The 21,730-nt window shown below is 69.7% G+C and carries 19 protein-coding genes; 12 read left to right on the top strand and 7 right to left on the bottom strand.

Annotated features, from left to right (window positions below; translation table 11 throughout):
- Positions 1–117 precede the first annotated feature (117 nt).
- The 4 genes from AB0F41_RS19610 to AB0F41_RS19595 all read left to right on the top strand — a co-directional run bounded on the left by AB0F41_RS19610 (position 118) and on the right by AB0F41_RS19595 (position 5,559).
- On the top strand, positions 118–879 hold the full coding sequence (locus tag AB0F41_RS19610) for a lysophospholipid acyltransferase family protein (protein WP_357425714.1): 762 nt from the start codon (positions 118–120) through the stop codon (positions 877–879).
- A gap of 71 nt (positions 880–950) precedes the next feature.
- Positions 951–1,691 carry a lysophospholipid acyltransferase family protein gene (locus tag AB0F41_RS19605; protein WP_357425713.1) on the top strand — a complete coding sequence of 247 codons (741 nt, stop codon included), beginning with the start codon at positions 951–953 and terminating at the stop codon, positions 1,689–1,691.
- 636 nt (positions 1,692–2,327) lie between these two features.
- On the top strand, positions 2,328–3,251 hold the full coding sequence (locus AB0F41_RS19600) for a hypothetical protein (protein WP_357425712.1): 924 nt from the start codon (positions 2,328–2,330) through the stop codon (positions 3,249–3,251).
- A 22-nt stretch (positions 3,252–3,273) separates the two neighbouring features.
- Entirely contained in the window at positions 3,274–5,559 is a 2,286-nt protein-coding gene (locus tag AB0F41_RS19595) for a heavy metal translocating P-type ATPase (protein ID WP_357425710.1), read from the top strand.
- A 60-nt stretch (positions 5,560–5,619) separates the two neighbouring features.
- Here the strand turns inward: AB0F41_RS19595 and AB0F41_RS19590 are convergent, their stop codons facing one another.
- The 4 genes from AB0F41_RS19590 to serS all read right to left on the bottom strand — a co-directional run bounded on the left by AB0F41_RS19590 (position 5,620) and on the right by serS (position 11,431).
- Positions 5,620–6,591 (bottom strand): DMT family transporter, encoded by a 972-nt coding sequence (locus tag AB0F41_RS19590; RefSeq protein WP_357425708.1) that lies wholly within the window; start codon positions 6,589–6,591, stop codon positions 5,620–5,622.
- Positions 6,592–6,711: 120 nt separating this feature from the next.
- The gene (locus AB0F41_RS19585; protein ID WP_357425706.1) at positions 6,712–8,070 is read right to left on the bottom strand and encodes an MFS transporter; all 1,359 of its coding nucleotides are present in this window, start codon (positions 8,068–8,070) and stop codon (positions 6,712–6,714) included.
- Positions 8,071–8,230: 160 nt separating this feature from the next.
- Positions 8,231–10,009, bottom strand: a complete 1,779-nt coding sequence (locus AB0F41_RS19580; RefSeq protein WP_357425704.1) for a bifunctional diguanylate cyclase/phosphodiesterase — start codon at positions 10,007–10,009, stop codon at positions 8,231–8,233.
- A 159-nt stretch (positions 10,010–10,168) separates the two neighbouring features.
- The gene (gene serS, locus AB0F41_RS19575) at positions 10,169–11,431 is read right to left on the bottom strand and encodes a serine--tRNA ligase (RefSeq protein ID WP_357425702.1); all 1,263 of its coding nucleotides are present in this window, start codon (positions 11,429–11,431) and stop codon (positions 10,169–10,171) included.
- A gap of 146 nt (positions 11,432–11,577) precedes the next feature.
- Between serS and AB0F41_RS19570 the strand changes: the two genes are divergently transcribed.
- The 5 genes from AB0F41_RS19570 (at position 11,578) to AB0F41_RS19550 (ending at position 15,795) form a co-directional block, all read left to right on the top strand.
- Positions 11,578–12,831: a septum formation family protein gene (locus tag AB0F41_RS19570; RefSeq protein WP_357425700.1), complete on the top strand. Its 1,254-nt coding sequence runs from the start codon at positions 11,578–11,580 to the stop codon at positions 12,829–12,831.
- Between the two features lie 13 nt (positions 12,832–12,844).
- Positions 12,845–13,195, top strand: a complete 351-nt coding sequence (locus AB0F41_RS19565) for a metallopeptidase family protein (protein ID WP_357425698.1) — start codon at positions 12,845–12,847, stop codon at positions 13,193–13,195.
- Positions 13,196–13,372: 177 nt separating this feature from the next.
- Positions 13,373–13,705, top strand: coding sequence for a PE family protein (locus tag AB0F41_RS19560; protein ID WP_357425696.1), 333 nt, complete (start codon positions 13,373–13,375; stop codon positions 13,703–13,705).
- Between the two features lie 96 nt (positions 13,706–13,801).
- Positions 13,802–14,968 carry a PPE domain-containing protein gene (locus AB0F41_RS19555; protein WP_357425694.1) on the top strand — a complete coding sequence of 389 codons (1,167 nt, stop codon included), beginning with the start codon at positions 13,802–13,804 and terminating at the stop codon, positions 14,966–14,968.
- Positions 14,965–15,795 (top strand): ESX secretion-associated protein EspG, encoded by an 831-nt coding sequence (locus tag AB0F41_RS19550; protein ID WP_357425692.1) that lies wholly within the window; start codon positions 14,965–14,967, stop codon positions 15,793–15,795. The genes AB0F41_RS19555 and AB0F41_RS19550 overlap by 4 nt, the downstream gene beginning before the upstream one ends.
- A gap of 18 nt (positions 15,796–15,813) precedes the next feature.
- On the opposite strand, the gene AB0F41_RS19545 is transcribed toward AB0F41_RS19550, so the two are convergent.
- The 3 genes from AB0F41_RS19545 to AB0F41_RS19535 all read right to left on the bottom strand — a co-directional run bounded on the left by AB0F41_RS19545 (position 15,814) and on the right by AB0F41_RS19535 (position 18,236).
- On the bottom strand, positions 15,814–16,476 hold the full coding sequence (locus AB0F41_RS19545) for a histidine phosphatase family protein (RefSeq protein ID WP_357425690.1): 663 nt from the start codon (positions 16,474–16,476) through the stop codon (positions 15,814–15,816).
- The gene (gene pheA, locus AB0F41_RS19540) at positions 16,473–17,390 is read right to left on the bottom strand and encodes a prephenate dehydratase (protein WP_357425688.1); all 918 of its coding nucleotides are present in this window, start codon (positions 17,388–17,390) and stop codon (positions 16,473–16,475) included. The genes AB0F41_RS19545 and pheA overlap by 4 nt, the downstream gene beginning before the upstream one ends.
- A gap of 414 nt (positions 17,391–17,804) precedes the next feature.
- A complete protein-coding gene (locus AB0F41_RS19535; RefSeq protein WP_357425686.1) occupies positions 17,805–18,236 on the bottom strand; it encodes a hypothetical protein in 432 nt (143 codons plus the stop codon).
- A gap of 192 nt (positions 18,237–18,428) precedes the next feature.
- Here AB0F41_RS19535 and AB0F41_RS19530 point away from each other — a divergent pair, with 192 nt between their 5' ends.
- From AB0F41_RS19530 to AB0F41_RS19520, 3 genes are all read left to right on the top strand, one after another.
- On the top strand, positions 18,429–19,187 hold the full coding sequence (locus tag AB0F41_RS19530) for a DUF2470 domain-containing protein (protein ID WP_357425760.1): 759 nt from the start codon (positions 18,429–18,431) through the stop codon (positions 19,185–19,187).
- Positions 19,188–19,232: 45 nt separating this feature from the next.
- Complete coding sequence (locus AB0F41_RS19525) at positions 19,233–20,009, top strand: CPBP family intramembrane glutamic endopeptidase (RefSeq protein WP_357425684.1); 777 nt, start codon at positions 19,233–19,235, stop codon at positions 20,007–20,009.
- 253 nt (positions 20,010–20,262) lie between these two features.
- Positions 20,263–21,513: an LCP family protein gene (locus AB0F41_RS19520; protein ID WP_357425682.1), complete on the top strand. Its 1,251-nt coding sequence runs from the start codon at positions 20,263–20,265 to the stop codon at positions 21,511–21,513.
- Positions 21,514–21,730 lie beyond the last annotated feature (217 nt).

Here is a 21,730-nt window from a genome sequence, read left to right as displayed (position 1 = left end):
TTCGTGCGATACACCTCGGCTGATCCGGTTCCGCACGGATCCGGACAACCCGGACGGGCATCGCGCGGCGGGCCGGACGCTGCCGGTCATCATGGCAGCGACTACGCTAGCGGACTTGTGGAACCCGTCTACCGGACGATCATCGGCCTGGCCCGGACCGTCTTCTTCCTCGAAGGCCTGAAATTCACCGTCACCGGCGACGAGAACATTCCCGCCCGCGGCGGCGCGGTGCTGGCGGTCAATCACACCGGGTACATGGACTTCACCTACGCGGGGCTCCCGGTGCGCACACCCAAGCGCTATATCCGGTTCATGGCCAAGCACGAGGTGTTCGACAACAAGGTCTCCGGACCGATCATGCGGGCGCTCAAACATATTCCCGTCGACCGGACCGCCGGCTCCGACTCCTACAAATCGGCGGTGGAGTACCTGCGTAGCGGCGAACTCGTCGGCGTCTACCCCGAGGCCACCATCAGCCGCAGCTTCGAGATCAAGGATCTGAAGTCCGGTGCCGCGCGGATGGCCATCGAGGCCGATGTGCCGATCATCCCGATCGTCATCTGGGGCGCGCAGCGGGTCTGGACCAAGGGGCATCCGAAGCGGCTGGGCCGCACCAACACGCCCATCTCCATCGCCGTCGGCGAACCGATCCCGCCCTCCGAGCCGGCGGCCGAACTGACCGCCGAACTCAAGGTCACCATGCAGAAACTGCTCGCCGGACTGCAGGAGAGCTATGTCCACGAGCCCGGCGCGTACTGGGTTCCGGCACGGCTCGGGGGCGGCGCGCCCACGCTCGAGGAAGCCAATGCCCTGGATGCCGCCGAGACCGAAGAGCGGGCGGCTCGCAAACGAGCCGGCCAGGACGACTCCGGCGCGTAAAATCGGTTCCGCCGAAGCAGGGTGGTGGCCGCGCGCGGGCGTATCCGCGGGGTAGTGATCAGGAGCAGACGATGGCACGGGAGCCGGTTTTCGATGTCCTCGCCGGGCTGGTGCACACCGTCGATTTCGTGCAGGGCCTGCGGATAGATATCCGCGGCCAGGAACATATCCCACGTACCGGTGGCGCCGTCCTGGCGGTGAACCATACGGCCTACCTGGATTTCATGCAGGTAGGAGTCGTGGGACGCCGCTCGGGCCGCAATGTGCGGTACATGATGAAGGCCGAACTCGAGCACGGCGTCGTCGGCTTCCTGATGAAGCACTGCAAGGCGATCGGCGTGGACCGCTCGGCCGGTGCGCAGTCGTACGGCCGGGCGGTGACGGCGCTGCGGGACGGCGAACTGGTCGTGGTCTATCCGGAGGCCACCATCAGTCGCAGCTTCGAACTGAAGGAATTCAAATCGGGCGCGGCGCGGATGGCGCAGGAATCGGGCACGCCCATCATCCCGATCGTCATCTGGGGCGCGCAGCGGATCTGGACCAAGGGTTTCCCGAAACAGCTGGGGCGTCATCATTTCCCGATCCATATCCGGATCGGCGAACCGCTGCCCGCCGCGGATTCGGTCGCCGAGGTCACCGGCACTCTGCGCACCCGTATGGGCGAACTGCTGTCCGCCGCGCAAGAGGGCTATCCGATGCCCGCCGGTGAACCGTGGGTTCCGGCCCGGCTGGGTGGCAGTGCGCCCACCCTCGATCAGGCCGCCGTGCTGGAGGCCGAGGAGTACGCGCGCCGCCGGGCGAAACGCCCTTAGCGCGGGCACGCCGGGCAACGGCAGCCGCCCATCCACCCGAGACCAGCAGCGCCGGCGCCGCGTAGCCGATCTGCGTACGCGTTGCTGCGGGGAACCTGCTCCCGCATACCCCCTATGGGTTCACGCCGCCACCGGCCCGGTAGCCGTCGGGTCGCTCACCCTCGCCGCGACACCGTGCTCCTGGCCCTCGGTTCACCGGCGACCGCACCGCAGCACCGCGAACCGGCCGGACTGCGCGACACCGTCCGGCCACGTCGGACGACAACCACCGACGTCGGTTACGACCAGCCGGGGACGCGGACCACCATCCGCCCCGCAACCCGTCCGTCGTCCTACGGCGCGGCGCGCGCCCCCGCACCGGCGGGCCGCGTCTTACCGGCCCGGCCGGGCCAACACCCTCCGTCCCCCCTGGCACCAATCCAGAACAAGGGGGTGGCGCAGGAGTGTGGATCCCGGCCGGACCACGGACGCAGCGGCAGAAATGGCCGATTCCGGTTGCCACCGCCACCCTCTGCCGGAACCATTTCGACGCATTTCCATGCCCCCACGAGCATGATTGACAAAATACCCTAGGGGGGTATCGTAATCGGCGAGAGGGCGGTACAGACCGCCGATGATCGATGGATGGAGCATCCGATGAGTACGTCGACGAAGTTCGCGGGATTCGCGCTCGGACTTGTCGCCCTGTTCGGCGTCGCGCTGGGGGCCGGCGCCCTGGTCGGTAACCCCGGCACCGAGCCCGAGGAGCACGGCGCGGCCACCGACGAGCCCGGCGCCTCCGGTCCCGGGGGCCTGACCGACAGCGCGGGCGGATACACCCTGGTGCTGGAGGAGCCGATCACCACCGCCGGCCGCGACCACACCCTGCGCTTCCGTATCGAGGACAGCGCGGGCCGCCCGGTCACGCGGTACACCCGTGAACACGAAAAAGACCTGCACCTGATCGTGGTGCGCCGCGATACCTCCGGGTACCGGCACCTGCACCCCACACTCGGCGCGGACGGAACCTGGAGTACACCGGTCGACCTCGCCGGCGCGGGCGACTACCGGGTCTTCGCCGACTTCGTGACCGCCGACGGCGCACCGTTCACCCTCGGCACCGACCTGCGGGTCGGCGGGAACTACGTGCCCCGGCCGCTCCCGGCGCCCGCCACCACCGCGACCACCGGCGACTACACCGTCGAACTGACCGGAGACCTCGCACCCGGTGCGCACACCGAGGCGACCTTCACCGTCACCCGCGGCGGGAAGCCGGTCACCGATTTGCAGCCGTACCTGGGCGCATACGGTCATCTCGTGGCCCTGCGGACCACCGACCTCGGTTATCTGCACGTCCACCCGGCCGGCCACCCGGGTGACGGGACCACACCGGCCGGGCCGGGCGTAACCTTCGCGGTGACGGCACCCGGTACGGGCGACTACCGGCTGTTCTTCGAATTCCGCCACGACGGAGCGGTGCGCCGGGCCGAATTCACCGTCCCGGTAGCCGCCGCACACCCCGGCGAGCCGCACGGCGCGCAAACCCCGACCGCCCCCACCGACAACGGCCACGGCCACTGATACCGGCCACGGAGCACAGACGATGACCACCCAGGCACACGAAACCACCCCGGCGAGCACCGCCACACCGACCGATCAGGTCGAACTGGTGATCGGCGGAATGACCTGCGCCTCCTGCGCCAACCGCATCGAGAAGAAGCTCAACCGGCTCGACGGCGTCACCGCGACCGTCAACTACGCGACCGAGAAGGCCCGGGTCCACTACCCGGCCACCCTCGCCCCCGCGGACCTCGTGGCCGTGGTCGAGGCGACCGGCTACACCGCCGCTCTTCCGGAACCGCCCGCCGCCGAACCGGAAGCGGGTGAACCGGCCGACCCCACCGCCGCACTGCGCACCCGGCTGCTGATCTCGCTGGTGCTGACCGTGCCGGTGATCGCGATGGCGATGATCCCGGCGCTGCAGTTCACCAACTGGCAGTGGCTTTCGCTCACCCTGGCCGCACCGGTGGTGGTCTGGGGCGCGTGGCCGTTCCACCGGGCCGCCTGGACCAACCTGCGCCACGCCACCGCCACCATGGACACCCTGGTCTCCCTGGGCACCCTGGCCGCGTTCGGCTGGTCGCTGTATGCCCTGTTCTGGGGCACCGCGGGCACGCCGGGCATGACCCACCCGTTCGAGTTCACCATCGCCCGGATGGACGGCACCGGCAGCATCTACCTGGAGGCCGCCGCCGGGGTCACCACCTTCATCCTGGCCGGTCGTTATTTCGAAGCGCGGTCCAAGCGACGGGCCGGCGCGGCGCTGCGCGCGCTACTGGAAATGGGCGCCAAGGAAGTCTCGGTGCTGCGGCCCGGCGCCGCTACGGACACCTGGGTCGAGCAGCGCATACCGGTCGATCAGCTCGCCGTCGGCGACCGTTTCGTCGTGCGGCCCGGGGAGAAGATCGCCACCGACGGCGTGGTCGCCGACGGTTCGTCCGCGGTGGACGTATCCATGCTGACCGGCGAACCGGTACCCGCGGAGGTCGGCCCGGGCGATACCGTCACCGGCGCGACCGTGAACGTCGGCGGACGGCTGACCGTCCGCGCGACCCGGGTCGGCGGCGATACCCAGCTCGCCCGGATGGCGCAGATGGTGGAGGACGCGCAGTCCGGAAAGGCACAGGCCCAGCGGCTGGCCGACCGGATCTCCGGAGTGTTCGTACCGATCGTGATCGCGCTCGCGGTGGCGACGCTCGGGTTCTGGCTCGGCACCGGCGGGTCGGTGGCGGCGGCGTTCACGGCCGCGGTCGCGGTCCTGATCATCGCGTGCCCGTGTGCGCTGGGCCTGGCGACCCCGACCGCTCTGATGGTCGGCACCGGCCGCGGCGCGCAGCTCGGCATTCTCATCAAGGGACCGGAGGTACTGGAGTCCACCCGGCGCGTCGACACCGTGGTCCTGGACAAGACGGGCACCGTCACCACCGGCCGGATGACGCTCGTGGACGTGATCGCCGCCGCCGGTGCGGACACCGGTGAGGTGCTGCGGCTGGCCGGGTCGCTCGAGGATTCCTCCGAACATCCGATCGCCGCCGCGATCGCCGCCGGTGCGCGGGAACGGGTCGGTGAACTCCGGCCGGTGGAGAATTTCCGCAGCACCGCCGGGCTCGGCGTCGAGGGCCTCGTCGACGGGCATGCGGTGGTCGTCGGGCGGCCCGGTCTGCTCGCGGACTACGCCCTGTACCCGGATGCCGAGCTGGAGCAGGCCATGCGCACGGCCGAGAGCCGGGGCCGGACCGCGGTGGCGGTCGGCTGGGACGGACAGGTGCGCGGGGTGCTCGTCGTCGCCGACACCGTGAAACCGACCTCCGCCGAGGCGGTGTCGCGGCTGCGCGCCCTGGGTCTCACCCCGATCATGCTGACCGGCGACAACGCCACCGCCGCGCGGTCCATCGCCGCCGAGGTGGGGATCGACGAGGTGATCGCCGAGGTGCTGCCGCAGGACAAGGTCGCGGTGATCGAACGCCTGCAAGGCGAGGGCAAGGTCGTCGCGATGGTCGGCGACGGTGTCAACGACGCGGCCGCCCTCGCCCGCGCCGACCTGGGACTGGCCATCGGCACCGGCACCGATATCGCCATCGAGGCCGCCGACCTGACGCTGGTCCGCGGCGACCTCACCGCGGCCCCCGACGCGATCCGGCTGGCCCGGCGCACCCTGGGCACCATCAAGGGCAACCTGTTCTGGGCCTTCGGGTACAACGTGGCCATGATCCCGCTGGCGATGGCCGGATTGCTCAATCCGATGCTCGCGGGCGCCGCGATGGCATTCTCCTCGGTCTTCGTGGTCAGCAACAGCTTGCGCCTGCGCAACTTCCGCCCCACCCACTGACCGGGTATTCGCGCCGGGCACGCGCGGCGGCCGCCGGATGGTTATCCGGTGGCCGCCGCGTCAGGTCGTTGTCCGCGAGTCTTCCGGTGTCGCGGAGCGGGCCGCGACCACCACCGCGATCAGGGTGAGCACGCAGCCAGCGATCTTCACCGCCGACAACTCCGCACCGGTGGGCAGCATCCAGTCCAGTGCGAGCGACGCCGAGAGCTGGCCGGCGACCGTGCTCAATCCCATCAGCAGCACCCCCAGCCAGCGCACCACCAGCACCCCGGCCGCGATGAAAACCACTCCGATCACCCCACCCAGATACAGCCACGGTTCCCGCGGGAATTCGGCGGGCGGTCCCACCGCGAACAGGACCAGCGCTTCCACGATCAGCAACCCGACCAGGCCCACCGCGAAATTGATCACCGTGGCGGCGAACGGGCTACCGCTCGTACCGATCCGGCCGTTCCACGCCTGTTGCCACGCCAACCCGAATCCGGCCACCGCGGGCAGTGCCAGCAACAGCGGCGCGGGGACTCCGGCCAGCCAGTCCGAGGTGTCGATCGTCTTCGAACCGGATCCGCCGGAGCCGGCCGCCAGGACCGCGACCACCGCGAGCGCGGCGCCCGCGATCCGCGCCGGTGTGACCGGGGTGCGACCACCCGGTCCCACCCCCAGCCGGTCCACCAGCAGACTGCTGAGCAACTGACCGGTGACCGCCGCGACGGTGAACGCGGCGACTCCGATCGCGGCGACCGTCAGCGACTGGCTCGCCACGAACATCGCCCCGCACAAACCACCCAGCAGCTGGAAGGGTCGCAGTTCGCGGGCCGCCACCGCGCCGCGGACCTCCCGCAACCCCGTTCGAAGCCGGGAACTCAGCAGCACGGCCACCGCGAGCACGGCGAATCCGGTACCGAAACTCACTACCGCCGCGGCGACGCCGTCCTGCAATCGGGCCCCCAGCTCCCCGTTGATACGTCCCTGTGTCGCGACCCCGGCGCCGATGAGTAGTCCGAGCCCGAGACCCCACTGCCGCCACACCATGATCGAAACCCTACCGACGGCCCGGCGTCCACCCGCCCGGCCGGGCGCCGGTCGAACTCGTTCCGGCACTGGTCACGACGGATTTTCCCCGGCTACTCGGCAGCAGGGGGTCCATATCGGTCAGGGCAGGTCATCGCCCGGAGCCGAGTCGAGGGATCCGGGCGCGGTATCACCCGGCGGAGCCGGCGCCGGGACCTCGGGCGCCGATCGGGACGGCAGCCACGACGGTGTCAGCAAACCGATCGCGACCAGCGCGAGACCGAGTGCGGCGATCGTCGACGACATCGGCAGCCACAGCGTCACCACCGCGACGAACCCGAATACCGCCAGCGCGACCAACTCCTCCAGCAGCCCGACCACCGACATGACGGTGGCCCGGGCGGGCCCGGTGATGGCGTCCTGCAACCGTGCCTCGGCGATGATCCCCGCGTTGTAGGTGATCCCGTACGCGGCGGCCAGCGCCGTGAAACCGAGTGCGGTGAGCGCATACGCCGCCCCCGGCCGGTCCGCGGCCGCCCCGGCCACCAGCGCACCGGACCCGAACAGGACACCGGCGCCGCTGAGGGCCCACGACATCGTCCGCGCGCTCATCGCCTCGGTCCGGCCCGCCAGCAGCGAACCCGCCAGCGATCCGAGCACCGTCACCCCGACCAGGACCGGAACCACCCCTGTCGCCACACCGGCCTCCCCGGCGACCAGGCCGAAGTACTCGTCGAACGCGGTGATCCCGTACAGCAGAGCGCCGAGCGCCACCCCGTACCGCACCGTCCGCACCCGCACCGCTTCGCCGACTCCGGTGCGCAGCATCCGCAGGTACCGCCGGAAGGTTCCGGAACCATCCGGTCCACCCGCCCCGGCGGGTTCGGCGGTGGCGGGCCGGGGGCTGGGCGTGAGCACGGCCGGTTCACCGGAATCGTCTTCGTCGAGATCGCCCACTTCGGCGGCGGAGACCGATTTCGGCGCGGCGGGCAGACTGCGCGCCAGCACCGTATGCAGGACCGCGCAGCCCACACTGGCCCAGCCGACCAGCTCGTACCCGCCCCACAGATACAGCGGCGTCGCGGCGAGGATCGCGATGACCGCACTCAGTTCGCTGCCCGACCTGGTGTAGCCGAGTACGCGCGCGTAGGCACGGGATTCGCCCCGGGCGGTGAGTTCGTCGTAGAGCAGGGCCTCGAAGGTGCCCGACCGCAATGCGCCCGCCAGCCCCCACAGGACGAACCCGATCGCGAACCCGGCATACGACGGGGCCGCGGTCCACAGCACGAAACCGGCGGTCATCAGCAGGCCGTTGGCGATCAGCAGACCGCGACGCGACACCGTATCGGCCCACGCACCGGAGGGGACCTCACAGACGAAGGCGGTAGCCGACCAGAGCGCGAGCAGCAGCGAGATCTGACCCGGGCCGAACCCGTGGTCGGCGAACAGCAGGGCATAGAGCCCGTAGTACGGGATCAGGTCGCCTGTCGCGGCGAACAACGTCGCGCGCAGTGTCAGCGAGCGCAGTCCTGCCTCCCGATCGGAGCCGGTGGGCTCGACTCAACGGTGGTAGAAGATCATTCGCATATCGTCAGCATTCGCGCAGGGAGCACGCAGGTCAAGCGTTTTCCGAGATACCGCGGCGAGATCCCGGCGGGCGCTACAGCGGGATCCAACCGTTGTTGTCCGCCGGAGCGCCCAGCGCGCGCGGATCCGCCGAACGGAGCTGCCCCCGGTTCATATCGCTGATCAGATCGGCCACCGGATGCGAATCGCTGTAGTGGTAGCCCTGCGCCAGCGCGAAACCCAGTTCGGTGAGCACCGCGGCCTGGTGCTCGGTTTCGACGCCCTCGGCGATCACCTGCAGATCCAGCGATTTGCTCAGCGCCGCGATCACGCCGAGCAGCGGCGGCGCCGGTGAATCGGAGCGGATCGCCGCGACGAACGACTGATCCACCTTGATGATGTCGCTGGGCAGGGTCGCCAAGCGGCTCAGCGAGGAATAGCCGGTGCCGAAATCGTCGATGGCGATCCGGACCCCGCGGTCGCGCAGGGTGTGCAGATTGGCGATGGCCGTATCCGATTCGGCGGCCAGCTCGGTTTCGGTCACCTCGAGGACGAGCTGATCCGCCGGCCATCCGGTGCTCTCCAGGATCCCCGCGACCTTGTCCGCGTAGCCCGTCTCCGCCAGCTCCAGACCGCTGACGTTCACATTCAGGGTCAGGTCCAGCGCGGCGAAGGTGTCCTGCAGCTGGGCGGCGTCCGCGCAGGCGCGGCGCAGCACCAGTTCGTCCAGATCGGCGATGAGGTCGTACTCCTCGGCGACCCGGATCAGCCCCTCGGTGGTCACATCCGGCTGCGCGCTGGAGGACCAGCGCAGCAGCGCCTCCACGCCGACCGCCTTGTCGCCGCCGTCACCGAGGCTCACGATCGGCTGATAGTGCACGTCGAGACTGCCGTTGTCGATCGCCTCACGCAGTTCCACGGCCAGCGGTGTGCGGTGCCCCGATTCCAGCACCGTCCGGTTCCGGCCCGCTTGCTTGGCCCGGTACAGCCCCACATCGGCGCGGCTGACCAGCAGCGACGCCGATTCGCCCGGCTGCCATGAGGTGACGCCGGCCGAACAGCCGGTAGTCACCGCGGCCCGCAGCTGTTCGGTCAGCAGGATGGCGGCCTGTTCGGTGGTGCCGGGCAGCAGCGCCGCGAAGACATCACCGCCGTACCGGGCCAGCCGCTGCCCCGGCCCCAGCAGACCGGCCCAGGTATCGGCCACCCGCTGCAGGACCGCGTCGCCCGCGCGGTGCCCGAGATGATCGTTGACCTTCTGGAAGCGGTCCAGGTCCACCAGCACCAGCGCCAGTGCCTGGCCGGAGCGGTCGGCCTGTTCGATCGCCGTATTGAGCGCCCGGTCGAAGCCACGCCGGTTCAGCAGACCGGTCAGGGTGTCGATATCGGCCTCCGACGCCATCCGGGTGAGGATTCCGACCACCACGCCCACCCCGAAGGTGATCCCGGCCGGGATCACTCCGGACCACCACGGCAGACCGGCCCGGGTCGGCAGGACCCACAGGCACAGCGCCATGCACAGCGCGATATGGGCCGCGGCCTGCGACCACGCGAAGAACAACGCCGCGTCACAGGCGACGAAGACATAGAACGAGGCCAGCGTGATCGCCGCGACGGTATTCGGGAACGAGTGCACGGCGATCGTCACCAGCAGGGTCGCCATCACCACATAGCCGTGATGCACCCAATGCGGCATCCGGGGGCCCCATCCGAGCAGGCTTATCCCCAGCAACAGCGCCACCACCGCCGCCGAACCGACCAGCCACCGGTTGCCTTCGTCGCCCGGGAAAAGCACCTGTGTGGGCGCTATCGCGGTCACCAGCAGCCCCAGTGCGCCGCCCATCACGTAGAAGGCCCCGGTGGTCCGGGACATGACCATGGCCGTCGCCACACCAGACGCGGCCCGTACCCGCGTCCGGGTATCGCCGCGAGACCCGCTTCCTCGCACGATGAACAGCCTAAACAACGGGATCGTCGATCGCGTGGTCAACCGGGGATATCGAGTACCCCGGGCTGGTCGTGGCCAACCGCGTCAGCTCGGAGGGGTCAGCAGATCGGTGCCCACGAAGGGCACCAGCGCGGCCGGCACCCGCACCGAACCGTCGGCCTGCTGGTGGTTCTCCAGCAGCGCGACGATCCAGCGTGTGGTGGCGAGAGTGCCGTTCAAAGTCGCCGCTGTCTGCGGTTTCCCGTTCTCGTCGCGATAGCGGACCGACAGCCGCCGGGCCTGGAAGGTGGTGCAGTTCGATGTCGAGGTGAGCTCCCGATAGGTGCCCTGGGTCGGCACCCACGCCTCGCAGTCGAACTTCCGCGCGGCGGAACTGCCCAGATCACCCGCCGCCACATCGATGATCCGATAGGGCACCTCGATGGCCGCCAGCATCTCCCGCTCCCAGGCCAGCAGCCGCTGATGTTCGGCATCGGCGTCCTCGGGACGGCAGTAGACGAACATCTCGACCTTGTCGAACTGGTGCACCCGGATGATGCCCCGGGTGTCCTTGCCGTAGCTGCCGGCCTCGCGCCGGAAACACGACGACCAGCCCGCGTACCGCTTGGGTCCGGCCGAGAGGTCGAGGATCTCGTCGGAGTGATAACCGGCCAGCGGCACCTCCGAGGTCCCCACCAGGTACAGATCGTCCTCTTCCAGGTGGTACACCTCGGCGGAGTGCTGACCCAGGAAACCGGTCCCGGCCATGATCTCCGGACGCACGAGCACGGGCGGGATCATCATGGTGAAGCCGTTGGCGACGGCGCGCTGGGCGGCCAGCTGCAGCAGGCCCAGCTGCAGCAGCGCGCCGTAACCGGTGAGGAAGTAGAACCGCGACCCCGACACCTTGGCGCCGCGCTCCATATCCATCAGCCCCAGCGCTTCGCCGAGGTCCAGATGATCACGCGGGGTGAAATCGAACTCGGGTACCGCGCCGACCGTCTCCAGCAGGACGAAATCGTCCTCGCCGCCGGCGGGCGCGCCCTCCTGGACGACATTCGAGATCGCGCGGTGCGCGCCCTGCAGTTCGGCCTCGGCGGTGTGCTGGGCGGTTTCGGCCTCCTTGACCTTGACCGACATCTCCTGCGCCTGCGCCAGCAGGGCGGGCCGGTCCTCCTTGCTCGCCTTGCCGACCTGTTTGCCCATGGTCTTGTGCTCGGCCCGCAGCCGGTCGGCGGTGGCGATCGCGGACCGGCGCGCGGAATCGGCGGTGAGCAGCGCGTCGACGAGCGCCGGGTCCTCGCCCCGGGCTCGCTGCGAGGCGCGGACCAGCTCGGGATCATCGCGCAGGAGTCGGAGGTCGATCATGGCTGACCAGCGTAATGGTCGCCGTTCCGGAGCCTCAACCGAGTATCGCCCCGACCTCCGTTCGCGGAGGTTCGTCCGCGACCCGCCGGGGCCGATCGGCCGGGTTCGTGGCACGTTCGGGTACCGCGCTGCCATGATGGACCGCGATGTCCTCCGAAGATGAGCCCACCAACCGGCGCGGCCCCCGCGGCGCCCAATCGTTGCGCTCGCGTGCCGCCCGCCCGGGTCGCGGTCGCAAGACCGATTCCGCGCGACGCCGGCCCGGCGGTCCGGCATCGTTCGATCCGCCCGGCCGTGCTCCCGGCGGGCGCCGGCCCGGCGGGTCCGCCGCGGGCGGCGAGCGCGGTTCCGGACCCGGCACGAGCCGGGTCAAACGGATAGCGGCGCCGCAGCTGCGCTGGAGTCTGCTCGCAGTCGCCGTGGGCGCCGTCGTCGCCGCGCTGCTCACCATGATGCTCAGCGGATTCGACAACGACTCCAACCTGCAGGCGCGCAGTCCGGGTGGCGCGGTGGCCAAAGCGGACAAGGTTTTCGCCTCCGTCGCCACCGGCGACTGCCTGACCTGGACCAAACCGGATCACTCCGATCTGGTCGAACTGGATTGCGCCGACGAGCATCTGTTCGAGGTCACCGATACCGTCGATCTGAGCGAATACCCGGGCACGGAGTTCGGCCCGGACGCGGTCTGGCCGGATTCGCTGCGGCTCACCGAACTTCGCGAGGAACATTGCGTACCCGCCGCACAGCGCTATCTCAACGGCCGCTTCGATCCGCGCGGCAAATACGCGGTGGGCCTGATGTATCCGAGCAACGACGGCTGGACCAATTCCGGTGACCGGATGCTGCGCTGCGGTCTGCAGGTCCCCGGGCTGAGCGGTAGCCCGCTACCCAAGACCGGCCGGGTGGCCGAAGGCGACCAGTCCAAGGTGTACGAACCCGGTGTCTGCCTCGGAATCAACCAGAACCTGCCGACCGACCCGGTCGACTGCACCCAGGAGCACGCGGTCGAGATCGCCGCCACGGTGGATCTCTCCGGCCGGTTCCAGGGTGGACCGCCGACCAAGGCCGACCAGGACCAGTTCCTGGAGGAGGAGTGCGGCCGCACCACCAACGACTACCTCGGCGGGCCGCATGTACTGCGGGACAAGACCCTCACGGTGTTCTTCGACTACATCGACGCGCGCAGTTGGCTCGCCGGTAGCCGCCAGCTCAACTGCATGGTCGGAAAGGGCGCCGACCAGGAAGGTTTCGCGCCGCTCGTGGGACCGGCCCGCGGCCGCCTCCTGATCAACGGCCAGGAACCCGTACCGCCGCCGAATTCCGGAAGGTCCACCCCCGAACCGCTGCCGGGCGCGGCGCCGCTGCCCCCGCAGCCGGAACCGCGGCCCGTACCGCGGTAACCGGAGCCCGCGCATGTCGGTGGTCATGTCCGAGGACCGTTTCGAGGAGCTGGTCGGCGACGCACTGGATCTGATACCTCCGGAGCTGGCCCGCGCCATCGACAATGTGGTCGTGCTGATCGAGCCGCGTAATCCGGACGAGCCGCATCTGCTGGGGCTCTATCACGGAATCGCGCTGACCGAACGCGACAGTCACTACGGTGGTTCGCTTCCCGACACGATCACGGTGTATCGCGACGCTCTGCTCGAGGTGTGCGACGACGAGGAACAGGTGGTCGAAGAAGTGCGAATCACCGTGATCCACGAAATCGCACACTATTTCGGGATTGACGAAGACCGGCTCCATCAGCTGGGATGGGGTTAAGCTCTATCCGGTACATGCGGCAGTCCTGCAGGGGAACTCACGGACGCCGCGCCGGACCGAGCCGGAAGAAAGTTGTGGATTCGATGGAACCGCTCGCGGGGGTATCGCGTCCAATGTACTCGTAGGGGGAATTCTCGTGGTTCCGCCCAAGAGCCGCCACCAGAAGGAGTCGAGGACATGATTGGCAACGTCGACGTCACACCCGAGCTCATCCTCGCCGCCGCGGTCGAACTCGATCTACTCGCCGACCGGCTGTCGGGCGTGGCCGCGGCCACCGTACCCGCGACCTATGTAGCACCGTCCGGCGCGGACGAGGCCTCACTGCACGGCGCCATGCATATGAACAAGGGCGCCGCCACCCACCAGACCTCTCTCGCCCAGGCCGTTCTCGAACTGCACCACACGGCCGCGATCCTGCGCACCCAACTCGCCCAGTACCTCGCCCAGGACGCCGCTTCGGCCGGGGTGCTCACGCTCACCGGCGGGGCGTTCGGTTCGATCGCCGCCTGAGCCCATGCCGCCGCGGCGATCACGGCTCGACCCGAGCCGCCGGGCACCACTGGCCGACCGATCCACCATCGTTAGTTCACAAGGGGAGAAACAAGCATGACCGCAGGTATCACCGGGGTGTTCTGGCTGCCCAGACTCGCCGAGGGCAATTCGATCGCACTGAACGCCGGCTCACACGCCATTCCGATGTCGGCGGCCGCCGGCGCCTGGGGCACGCTCACCGGAGCCTGGGTGGACGCCACCGCCACGGTGGTCCGCGTCATGGCGGAGCTCGGGGTCGGTATGCAGAGCATCAACGGTATCGGCGCACTGGCCCGGCTCGTCGGCTTCACCGGATGGGCCGAACAGCAGGGCACGATGGCGGCGGCCCTCGGCACCAAGGCGGCCTCGCAGGCCACCGCCTACACCGTCGCCTCCATCGCCATGCCGAGCCTGCCGGAAATCATCGCGGTGAACACGGCCCGCGCGGCCGCGCATTCCACCGGCGGCGTGCTGAACGGCTCCTCCGAGATCGCCGAGGCCGCCAAGGCCGCCCTGGATCTGCGCGCCGCGCTCACCATGGAGACCTATGAGGCGGCCGTCTCCGCCACCGTGCTCACCCCGGGCGAATTCCTCACCCCGCCGCCGATCGCCAACGGTGCGGGTCGCGCCGATACGGGCCCGGCCGATCAGGCCATGCAGGAGGCCAACGGTGATCCGGTGAAGATGCTGGCCGCGGCCGGTACCGCACTGGCGCAGAACCCGGGGCTGGCCAGCGCCGCGACCCAGGCCGCGCATGTGGCCGGTTCGGTGGCGAGTACCGGTGTCACCACCGTGGGCAATCTGGGTGCCAACGCCCTCGTCGCCGCCACCACGTCCGCGCCCGCCACGGCGCCCTCCCTCGCCGTTCCCGGCCTGGTGACCGGTGCGGTGGCGGCCACCACCGCGGCGGCCACCCGGACCGGCGGACTGCCCTCCGGCTCGGCACTGGGCCTCAACAACGGCGGACTGAAGGTTCCCGAGGGCTGGGGCGCCCCGGCCGCGAACGCCACCGCCCCCGCCGCCGAGAACGTGGCGCTGACCCGCGGCGAGACCGCGCCGGTCCGTCCGGCGGGTACCGGCGCCAACAGCGGTCCGCTGATGGGCAATTCCCGTGGCGCGAACGGCGAAGAGGATCAGGATCACGACGCGGCCGACTACCTGCGCGGCGATCACTTCGCCGACGGTCGCTATATCGCCGACGGCGTGATCGGCGGCGGCGAACCTCCCCGACCGGGCAAGTGACAGTGCTCGGTGCGGGGCGGGGGCCGTCGATGCTCGCGGCGGTCGTGCTGTCGCTCGACGAAATGCAGTATCTCCTGGAGAAACTGGAGATCGACGAGGTACCCGTCGTTCTGAACGCGATGGGTCGCTACGACAATCAGGTCGACCACGACAAGGCGATGGACGCGGCGGCGCAGCTCCTCCGGGAGCGTGACCTGCTCGACGGTGAGCAGGTCCATCCGGAACTCGAGGATCGGCTGCGGGGCCTGTACCGGCCGCACTGGGTGGTGGCGCTACGCCTGATCGTCGACGGTCAGGTGAGCCGGATGTGCCTGGCGAAGGGCGATGATCTGGTCACCGTCGCCCTCCGCGGGCCGGACTCCTACGTGATCGACGAAGCCGGCGAAGACCTTCCCGGACCGGTCCTCTCGGCGCTCGGTCCGGCCGAAGCGCTGGAGCTCACCGGTATGAACGCTCCGACCGAGCAGGTGGTGCCGATCTTCGACGATGCGGGCGATCCGGCGGCCACCGCCGCCCGGCTCGCGAAGGTCGGCAACCCCGCACGCGACGCGCAGACCATCGCCTCGGCGATGGCGCATTGCGAATCGCACGCCGAAATAGTCGGTGTCGTCTACGGCGACGCCAGCCGGGATGTCGCGGAAAACCATATCGCCGTGTTCAATACCCGCGCGGGTCGTTTCATTGCGACCGCCAGCGTCGCCGACGACGGCACCAAATGGTCGTCGTTCAGCAGTGGAACCACAGCTCGGCTGCGGATAGCGCTCCAAGACCTGATCAATTCGCTGCCCGAGCGCGCGGATTTCCCGCGAAATCCGTCGCTGGCCTAGAACGGGTGCCGCCGGCGGTCAGCCCATGGGATCGTCGGCACCCGATTCGGCCTTATCGCCGAACGGCGGCGTGAACCGGCCCCACCGCACGCATTCCCAGCCGCCACCGGGCAGCGGGGCCAACTCGATCGTCTCGGTGTTGTCCAGGTGATTGTTGGTGGTGAACGGCGGCGCCACCCGGGTCAGGGTCTTGCCCACCAGGCGCATCGCGGCGCCGTGGGTGACCAGCAGAACGTTCCCGGTCCCGCCGTCTTCCAGATACTCGGCGCGCAGCCGCGCGACCTCCGGGAGGAAACGATCGAGTACATCCTGCCCCGATTCGCCGCCCGGAGTCCGGCCGGTGAGCTGCCCCTCGTGCCAGAGCCGGTACACGGCCTGGAACCGGTCGTGCGCCTCCTGACTGCTCTGCCCGTCCAGCTCCCCCAGCTGCACCTCGTGGATACCGTCACGCTCGAGCGCGGCGATACCGGTGGCCGCCTCGATATAGCTCGCTGTCTGGCGGGCACGTAGCGCCCGTGAATGGAACAGTGCCCGCGGCGGTGTCAGCAGGTTCGCGCCGAAGGCCTTCGCCTGGGCGGCGCCCCGCTCGGTCAGCGGGAGACCCGGGAGTTTGGTGTCGAGAATCTTGGCGACATTGCCTTCGGTTTCACCGTGGCGCACCAGAACGAGTTTGCCGGTCACAGGTCGGCCACCCCTTTCCGTAGCTGGGTCAGCCAGAACGCGGCCTCCTCGTCCGACGGCGGTGGACTACCGTTCGCCGAGGTGGCCGGCCAGGAACCGAGGAAGCGGATGCGCGCCGTGCGGTGCAGAGCCTTCAGCGCCTCCGCCACCGCGGCGTCCTCGATATGGCCGACACAATCCAGATAGAAGCGATAGGTGCCCATACCCGTCCGGGTGGGCCGGGATTCGATGCGGGTCAGGTCCACTCCGCGGGTCGAGAATTCGGCGAACGCGCGCATCAGCGAACCGGGTGTATTCGGCAGTTCCTCGAGCACGATCGAGGTGCGATCGGTACCGGTCGGCGCGGGAGCCACCCGCGGCAGCGTCACCAGCACGAAGCGAGTGACCGCCTGGTCATGGTCGGCGACTCCGGAAGCGAGTACCGAAAGACCCAGCCGTTCCCCCGCCAGCGCGGTGGACACCGCGGCATCCGCCAAGCCGGCGTGCACGTCCTCCGCCGCGGCGGCATTGGAATCGGAGGTGTGGATGCCGAGCTCGGGCCAGGTGCGGCCGACCCAGCCCCGGACCTGCGCCAGCGCGACCGGATAGGCCGCCAGCGTGCGCACGGCGGAGACCTCTGTTCCCGGCCGCGCCAAAATGGTGAAGGTCACCTCCAGCTCGGTTTCGGCGATGATCTGCAGCCGCGGGCCGAGGGCCAGCGAATCCAGCGTCGCCGAGATCGACCCCTCCACTGAGCTCTCGATCGGGACCACGGCCGCGGTGACCGCGCCGGCGCGCACCATATCCAGCGCCGCGGATTGGCTGGGCGCAGCGACGCGCTCGACGGGTCCGTCGAACGACCCGGAGGTCTCGAATTCGGCGAGGGCCATCTCGGTGAAGGTTCCGGACGGGCCGAAATAGGCGATACGCGGCACGTCTACGAGACTACTGGTGACCGCACACCGGCCGCTGGCCACCGGAGGGGAAGGACCGGCCGACCGTCGATGACGGGATAGTCGACCCGGGATGAACCGAACGCGGTGTGCGGACCGCGCCGGTCGTACGAGCAGGCCGGGGACGGTTCCGGTCCACACGAGCAGCGCCGAGTACCCGGCGTCCACCAGAGCTCGCGGGATGGGCCGCGGCGCCGGTCGCGGTCGCGATGCAGCGGCGCTACTCAGCGTTTCCGCAGTCCGCCGACCGCATCCAGCCGCCGGTGCCAGCCGCCGGTGCCAGCCGCCGGTGCCAGCCGCCGGTGCCAGCCGCCGGTGCCAGCCGCCGGTGCCAGCCGCCGGTGCCAGCCGCCCGGCTGCCGGGCGGCGGCAGGTGCGGCGGCACGTGCGGCGTGGTCACGCGGCCGGAGCGTGACCGTCCAGCGCGGCACGTAGCGCACTGCCGAGCGCCTCGGGATCGGCGGTTTCGATACCCAGCAGCATGTCCCGGACCGCGTCGACGGCACCGCTGGACAGACCGGCGAGGAACGCGAGGTCCGGCCGGGCCAGGGCAGCGCGGATATCTTCGCCGCACAGCGCGGCCGCGGTGGCCGCGATGAGCGCGAGAGCGCGGTCGGGATCGTCGGTCCGTACCGCGTAACCGTTCGCACCGTGCGCCGCGCCGGCCAGGAAGTCGGCCAGCCGTTCGTCCCGGTCGGCGGCATCGATGAGCTCCACATCGGAGAAATGACCCGCGGACACCGCCAGGCCGTCGACCAGTCCACGCTCGACGGCGCGTTTCGGAACAGTCAGCCCGAGGAGTACCGGCTGGGATTCACGTGCGACCACCCCCCGATCGTAAGCGGGGCCCGACCAGGATTCGCCGGGCCTCCGGACACACGGCGAGACGCCCACCGGTGGCCCCGGTGGGCGGTGGTTTCCGGTCGCGCGATCCCCTTGCGCCGCACTCGACTTTAACTTAGCTTAGGTTAACCTAATATTGACCTTGTGAAGTCGGGCACGCCCGCAATGGAGGTACCCATGGCGCCGATCGCCCCCGCCCCGTCCACCGCCGAGCGTGTCCGCAGCGCCTGTTCGCATGCCGAACAGGCCATGCTGGCGCTACCCGGAGCCGACCCCGCTCCGGTCGCGGTCCATTACCTACGGCAGTGCGGCGACGTCGTGCTCGCGGTCCCGAACGATTGCGCCGCGGTGTACGCCGCCGGTACGCAGATCGCGGGCGCCCCGGCGGTCCTCGAACTCACCGACCACGCACCGCTGCCGTTGCGCGAGCCGGTGCGCTCGCTGGTCTGGCTGCGCGGCTGGGTGCGCGGCGTTCCGAGCCGCGCCCAGCGCACGCTGGTCAGCGCGGTGGCCGAGGAGTACCCGCATCCCGGGCTCCTCGATATCGGCCACACCACCACCCTCTTGCGGCTGGTACTCAACTCGGCCGTCGTGGCGGATTCGTCAGGCGCCGAATCGGTCTGCGTCGACGAGCTCCGCCTGGCCGCCCCCGACCCGTTCTGCTCGATGGAATCGGCCTGGTTGCAGCATCTGGACGCCGACCACGCCGATGTGGTGGCCCAGCTGGCCCGTCATCTGCCCGCGAAACTGCGGCACGGCCGTATCCACCCACTCGCGATCGACCGGTACGGCCTCACACTGCGCATCGAGGGCCTCGACGGCGACCACGACTTCCGGCTGCCGTTCGCGACGCCCGCCGAAGATATCGAAGGCCTGGGCCGGGCGGTCCGCACTCTCGCCGGCTGCCCGTTTCTGAACGGCTTGCGACGCGGCTGAACCGGGCGGCCCCAGGTCGGCGGTGTGACCGCCTAGATTCGACATATGGGTGAGCGCAGCGCGGTCGGTGACCGCACCCGGGAACAGCGGGAGATCCGGCTCGAGATCCTGGTCGTTCTGGGTGTCACTTTCGGGCTCAGCGGCCTGAACGCGGCACTTTCCCTGCTCGAGAGCGCTTTGGCGCCCGGCGGTGTCGGTGACCAGACGGTCGCCCTGAACTCCTCTCGCTCGGCCCAATCCCTACTCGACCTGCTGTTCCAGCTCGTCGGCGTGCTGCGGCTGACTGCCTGGGCGGGGCTGGGACTGTATCTGCTGTGGCGCAGCGGGATCGCGCCGCGTGCGATCGGCCTGGCCCGGGTCCGATTCCGGCCCGACGTCCTGCACGGGGTGGCCCTGGCCGCCGTGATCGGATTGCCGGGCCTGGGCCTGTACCTCATCGCGCAGGCGTCGGGAATCAACGTGACGATCGTTCCGGACGCCCTCGACGACCACTGGTGGCGCCTACCCGCCCTGGTCCTTTCCGCGTGTGCCAACTCCGCGGCCGAGGAGATCGTGGTGGTGGCATATCTGCTGACCCGGCTGCGGGCGCTCGGCTGGTCGGATAATTCCGCACTGGCGGCCTCCGCGCTGCTACGCGGCAGCTATCACCTGTACCAAGGCCTCGGCGGCGGCATCGGCAATATCGTCATGGGCGTGGTGTTCGGCCGATATTGGCAGCGCACCGGGCGGCTGTGGCCGCTGGTGATCGCTCATGCGTTGATCGACGTGGTCGCCTATCTCGGCTACGGGCTGCTGCACGACCGGGTGTCGTGGCTACCTTGATGGGGTAATCCCCCTTTACAAGCCCGTAACCCCTCCTATTCCCGACCATGCCTTTTCACCTGGGGATCGGCTCGGAATCGTGATGCTAACGAAACCGGGGCCGATCGATAAGTAGAGTCTGATGATGATGAACGGCGACGACCCTCGGATGCGCCGGGTGCCGCCGCACAGCGGGACCCCCGGACGACCGCCCGCGCGAGGCCCCGTCCCGCCACCGCCGCGGGGCGGAGTTCCGCCCTCCGAACAACCCCAGATGATGCGCCGCAACCCGGGGCAGCGCGGTCGTCCGACCGAACGCTACGAACCGCCCCGCGCCTGGTCGCAGTCGCCCGATGGCCGCGCCGCACCGTCCGGACGCCGGCCCGGACCGCCTCCCGCCAAAGGTGCGCCGGGTCCGCACGCTCCCACCCAGCGACCGGTGCCCTATCGGGGAGCCGAGCATGCTCCGACCCAGCGGCCCCAACCCTTGCGCGAAGACCGCCGCCGTCCACCGCCTCCCGGTGGACCCCCCGGCGGGAACCGGCCTTACGGCGGCCGGGCGGCGCCCCGGCCCCGGCCCCGCCGCAAACGTCATATCGGCCGCTGGCTGCTGGTAATCCTGCTGGTGCTGGTATTCGGCCTGGTCTACGCAGTGGTGAAACTCGACGGCTCGCTGACCCGGATCGACGCGCTGGGCGGATACGAGGACCGGGTCGGCAACACCGCGGGCACCAATTGGCTGCTGGTCGGTTCCGACAGCAGATCCGGGCTCTCCGACGAACAGGCCGAGGGCCTGGCCACCGGCGGCGACGCCGGTGACCCGCGCACCGACACCATCATCCTGGTGCACATCCCGCCGTCCGGCCGCACCACACTGGTGAGCCTGCCCCGCGACTCCTACGTCAGCATCCCCGGTTACGGCCAGGACAAACTCAACGCCGCCTTCGCCTTCGGCGGCGCCCCCCTGCTCACCCAAACCGTGGAGACCGCGACCGGCCTGCGCATCGACCACTACGCCGAAATCGGTTTCGCCGGTTTCGCGGGTGTCGTAGACGCTCTGGGCGGTATCGACCTGTGTGTCCCCCAGGCCATCAACGATCCCCTCGCCGGCCTCGATATCCCCGCAGGCTGCCAGGAACTGAACGGACCGCAGGCCCTCGGATTCGTCCGGACCCGCGCCACCGCCCTCGCCGATATCGACCGGATGAACAACCAGCGGCTGTTCCTCTCCGCACTCCTGGAGAAAGCCACCAGCCCCGGCACCCTCGCCAACCCCTTCGCCCTCTGGCCCATGGCCACCAATACCGCAAAATCCTTGACCGTCGACTCCGGCGACCACATCTGGGACCTGGCCCGCCTGGCCTGGGCCCTACGTGGCGACACCCTCGCCACCACTGTCCCCGTGGGCGGGTTCGAGGACACCGACAGCGGGAACGTGGTGCTCTGGGCGAAACCGGACGCAAGCAACTTCTTCGAAGCCCTGGCAAACGGCGATCCGGTCCCCGAAGAAGTCTCCGCCAACTGATCCACAACGACCGTAACGTCCGTGCACGACTCGGCCCGTAGGCCACTGCTGACCGCTTGCCTATCTCGCCGAGCCCTTCCCCCCCTACCCCCGAGCGCCGAGTCTTACGAGGCCCTGAAAGGGTTCGGCCCGCGTCTGGGGGGCCGAACCTCGAGCGGCGGAGCCGCTCCAAAATTCCAGCCCGAACCTCGAGCGGCGGAGCCGCTCCAAATACACT

It is taken from the genome of Nocardia sp. NPDC024068, from assembly GCF_040638875.1.
GTDB lineage: Bacteria > Actinomycetota > Actinomycetes > Mycobacteriales > Mycobacteriaceae > Nocardia.
The sequence above is the reverse complement of the archived record's forward strand: the minus strand, read 5'-3'. Positions and strand labels throughout refer to the sequence as shown.